Origin of the sequence: Nonomuraea sp. MG754425 (genome assembly GCF_021699195.1) — a bacterium.
GTDB lineage: Bacteria > Actinomycetota > Actinomycetes > Streptosporangiales > Streptosporangiaceae > Nonomuraea.
In genome coordinates this window covers 1-3810 of record NZ_SSXE01000362.1, presented here as the reverse complement: position 1 = coordinate 3810, position 3810 = coordinate 1, and the positions used below count along the sequence as shown (strand labels likewise).

Sequence of the window (3810 nt, the reverse complement as noted above, 5' to 3'; positions counted from 1 at the left end):
CGCCCCCCTCACCCTGCTGGCCTTCCTCATCCTGTACGCCGCCGCCCAGCTCGCCGGCACCCTCGTGTACGGCCACGCCTGGCTGGAGCGCGGTGACCCGTTCGAGGTGTACTCGACCCTGATCGGCCACCTGTCGCCCCTGGGCAGGCGCGCGGACGGCCGGCGCGTGCTGCGCGGCCCCTTCGACGGCCTGGACGCCATCGAGCCGGCCCCCGGCCTGGTCGCCACGGTCTGCGTGCTGCTCGGCAGCACCGCCTACGACGGCTGGTCCACCAGCCCGGTCTGGGTGGACGCCCTGCAGTCCGGCCCGCTCGGCCGCACCGGGCTCGGCACGCTCGGCCTGGTGGCGGCCGTCGCGGGCGTGGCCGCGCTGTACGTCGCCTGCCTCGGCGCGGCCGGCCTGATCGGCGGCACGAGGGGCCTGGCCCCCCGCTTCGCCCACTCGCTGCTGCCGATCGCCGTCGGCTACCTGGTCGCGCACTACTTCTCGCTGCTGGTCATCGAGGGCCGGCACGCGATCGTCCTGGCGCTGGGCCTGGACGCCGGGGCGGACCAGAACGCCGTCGCCCCCGCCACGATCGCCACCGTGCAGGTGCTCTCGATCGTGGCCGGTCACGTCGCGGGCGTGGTGGCCGCCCATGACCGCTCGGTCCGGCTGCTGCCGCCGGCCCGCGCGGTCGCGGGACAGATCCCGCTGTTCGTGCTGATGATCTGCTACACCACCGGCGGCCTGACCCTCCTGCTAGCGTGAGGACGTCCTGCGCCGGAACAGCAGCGCCGCCGCCGGCACGCAGAGCACCACCGTGCCGGTGAGCCACGCGGCGGCCACCGCCCCCGACGAGCCCATGGGCAGGTCCAGCAGGAGCGCGCGCATGGTCTCGATGATCGGCGTGAGCGGCTGGTTGTAGGCGAAGTCGCTCAGCACGCCCGGCATGGTCTGGGCCGGGACGATGCCGTCCGACACGTACGGCAGGAAGAGCACGACGAAGCTGAACGCCCCGGCCGCCTGGGACGAGCTGACCAGCAGCCCCCACACGGCCGCCAGCGCGGACATCGCCAGCACGTACCCGGTCACCAGGGCCAGCACCAGCGCCCACTCGGCGAGCGTGGCGTCAGGCCGGAACCCGAGCACGAGCGCGGCGCCCAGCGCGATGGCCGAGGAGGCCAGGTTGCGCACGACCGAGGCCACGACGTGCCCGGCGGGGACCACCCAGCCGCTGATCGGCAGGGTGCGGAAGCGGTCGATCATGCCTCCGGTCATGTCGTCGGAGATGGTCACGGCGGTCAGCGAGGCTCCGTACCCGCCCGACATGAGCAGGACGGCGGGCACGACGAAGTCGACGTAGTCCAGCCCGCTGGAGCCGGTCGTGATCGCGCCGCCGAACACGTAGACGAACAGCACCATGATCATCACGGGCAGTGCCGTGTTCACGATGAGGCCGTCCAGCAGCCGCAGGTCGCGGCGCAGGTCGCGGACGACCAGGCGGCTCAGGTCGGCGGCGGCGGTGAAGGGGCCGGTGGTGGTGCCGGTGGCGGGGGCCGCGGTGGGGGCGCTCATGCCGCCGCCGCCGTGAGCTCGAAGAAGACGTCGTCCATGGTAGGGGCGCGCAGCTCCACCCGGTCGAGCGGGACGCCCGCCCGGTGCAGGACGTCCAGGGTGTGGCGCAGGTGGTCGGGCCCCTGGAGGGCCAGCGTGAGCTCTCCGGCCTCGGCGTCCGGGTGGGACCCGGGCAGGGCCGCCCCCGCGCGGGGCAGGTCGCCGGGCAGAGCCGGGCGCAGCACCAGGCGCTCCGCGCCGACCTGGCGCTTGAGCGCGTCGGGGGAGTCGTCGGCGACCACGCGGCCCCCGTTGATCACCACGACGCGGTCGGCGAGCTGGTCGGCCTCCTCCAGATACTGGGTGGTCAGCAGGATGGTGGTGCCCGAGCCGAGCAGCTCGCGGATCACCGACCACAGCTCGGCCCGGCTGCGCGGGTCGAGGCCGGTCGTGGGCTCGTCGAGGAACAGGATGCGCGGCGCCGAGACCATGCTCGCCGCCAGGTCGAGGCGGCGTCGCATGCCGCCGGAGTACGTCCCGGCCCGGCGTCCGGCCGCGTCGGCCAGGTCGAAGCGCTGCAGCAGTTCCTCCGCCCGCCGTCGCGCCTGGCGGCGGCCCAGGTGGTACAGGCCGGCGAACAACTCCAGGTTCTCCCGCCCGGTCAGCAGGGGATCGACCGTGGCCTGCTGGGAGGTCAGGCCGATGGCGCGGCGCACCTGCGCGCTCTCGCGGGTCACGTCGTGGCCGGCCACCGTGGCGGTGCCGCCGTCCGGGGCCAGCAGCGTGGTCAGGATCCGTACGGTGGTCGTCTTCCCCGAGCCGTTGGGGCCCAGCAGCGCCAGCAGCGAGCCGGTGGGCACGGTCAGGTCGACGCCGGTGAGCACCGGCGTCGCGCCGAAGGACTTGGTGAGCCCGCGGGCGCTGATGGCATCTGTGAATGCCTTACTGTGTATGACGTTCATAGTTTCAGCGTAATGCAGAATCCTAGGAGCGAGTCAAGGAGGATTTCTGATGGAGCCTGCCCGGCGGCTGTCCCCCATGCTGGAACGGATGTGGGGGCGCGAGCCCGCGCCGCGCAGAGGGCCGCGGCCCCGGATCGACCTGGCCACGATCACCGCCGCGGCCATCGAGATCGCCGACGCCGACGGGCTGGCCGGGGTGTCGATGGGCAGCGTGGCCTCCCGGGTGGGCGTGGCGGCCACCGCGCTGTACCGCTACGTCGGCAGCAAGGAGGACCTGCTCACGTCGATGGCCGACGCCGTGGTGCCGGCACCGCCCGAGCCGGGCGGCCGGCCCTGGCGCGACTACCTGGCCCAGTGGACCAAGGCCCAGCGCGACATCGTGCTCGAGCACGACTGGCTGCTGTCGATCAGCCGCTTCGCCCCGCCGCTCGGCCCCCGGCGGCTGCTCTGGCTCGACCGCGCGCTGGCCGCCCTCGACGGCACCGGGCTCGACGACGGCGAGAAGATCAACGTGGCCAGCAGCCTGACCGGGTACGCGCTGACCGACGCCGCCCTCGTGCACAACGCCGGGTCCGGATTCGGGGAGTTCGACGAGACCGACATCGGGGGCGTCTCCGACTACGGCGATCTGCTGGCCGAGGTGCTCGACCCCGAGACCTACCCCGCCCTGTCGGCGGCCGTGCGCGCGGGGGCGCTGGGCGGCGTCGAGGGCTGGGTGGACGACGAGGACTTCCGCTTCGGCCTCGGCCTGCTGCTCGACGGCGTCGAACGGCTGATCGCCCGGCGGGCCTCGGAGGGGCGGACGCGGTAGCCGCCCGGGGCCGGAAAACGGGGCGCGGGCGTGATCAGCCGGTCGGTAGCCTGGCGGACTGTGTGCACGTACGCGTTCGTCCACTACAAGGTCCACTACGTCTGCCGGCCCTGCCGCCGCAGCCACAAGCAGCCCTGGCGCGCGGGCGAGCACCGCTGCCCCCGCTGCCGCCTTCCGATGCGGTACGCCGGGCACGACTTCGCCGCGCCGCGCCGGGCGGACGAGCGCGGGTGGCGGGCTGTCGCCGCGGTGCTGGAGGCGGGGCTCACGTACGAGGGGTTCGAGCCCTGCGGGTGCGGGCGGCAGCCGGGGTACCGGCCGCGGACGAGCGCGCAGGCGCGCGCCCGGCTGCGGGCCGGGGCCCGAGCCGGCCTGACCGCCGCCGAGGCGCTGCCCCTCCGCGACCCCTCCGACGCTCAGCCCGGTGCCACCCGGGGCCGTTGATCCAGGACGGCAGCGGGCACGACGGCGAGCGCGGTGCCGGGCGGGGTCCCTGGCGG

At 74.5% G+C, this 3810-nt stretch carries 4 protein-coding genes and 1 pseudogene; 3 read left to right on the top strand and 2 right to left on the bottom strand.

Features of this window, described 5'->3' with window-relative positions; all coding sequences use genetic code 11:
• Positions 1 to 751, top strand: a pseudogene (locus FAF44_RS52425) (hypothetical protein); the annotation flags it as partial.
• On the opposite strand, the gene FAF44_RS52420 reads toward FAF44_RS52425, so the two are convergent.
• Together FAF44_RS52420 and FAF44_RS52415 are read right to left on the bottom strand one after the other, a co-directional pair.
• A complete protein-coding gene (locus FAF44_RS52420; protein WP_272896233.1) occupies positions 743 to 1558 on the bottom strand; it encodes an ABC transporter permease in 816 nt (271 codons plus the stop codon). The pseudogene FAF44_RS52425 and the gene FAF44_RS52420 overlap by 9 nt on opposite strands.
• The gene (locus FAF44_RS52415; RefSeq protein WP_237110990.1) at positions 1555 to 2499 is read right to left on the bottom strand and encodes an ATP-binding cassette domain-containing protein; all 945 of its coding nucleotides are present in this window, start codon (positions 2497 to 2499) and stop codon (positions 1555 to 1557) included. The genes FAF44_RS52420 and FAF44_RS52415 overlap by 4 nt, the downstream gene beginning before the upstream one ends.
• Positions 2500 to 2548: 49 nt before the next feature.
• Here FAF44_RS52415 and FAF44_RS52410 point away from each other — a divergent pair, with 49 nt between their 5' ends.
• Both FAF44_RS52410 and FAF44_RS52405 read left to right on the top strand, forming a co-directional pair.
• Positions 2549 to 3310, top strand: coding sequence for a TetR/AcrR family transcriptional regulator (locus FAF44_RS52410; RefSeq protein ID WP_237110989.1), 762 nt, complete (start codon positions 2549 to 2551; stop codon positions 3308 to 3310).
• Positions 3311 to 3370: 60 nt separating this feature from the next.
• Positions 3371 to 3754 (top strand): hypothetical protein, encoded by a 384-nt coding sequence (locus FAF44_RS52405; protein WP_237110988.1) that lies wholly within the window; start codon positions 3371 to 3373, stop codon positions 3752 to 3754.
• Positions 3755 to 3810: the final 56 nt, after the last annotated feature.

Coding starts and splice junctions, on each gene's coding strand:
- FAF44_RS52415 (WP_237110990.1), bottom strand. CDS start 2,499: ATGAACGTCATACACAGTAAGGCATTCACAGATGCCATCAGCGCCCGC.
- FAF44_RS52410 (WP_237110989.1), top strand. CDS start 2,549: ATGGAGCCTGCCCGGCGGCTGTCCCCCATGCTGGAACGGATGTGGGGG.
- FAF44_RS52420 (WP_272896233.1), bottom strand. CDS start 1,558: ATGAGCGCCCCCACCGCGGCCCCCGCCACCGGCACCACCACCGGCCCC.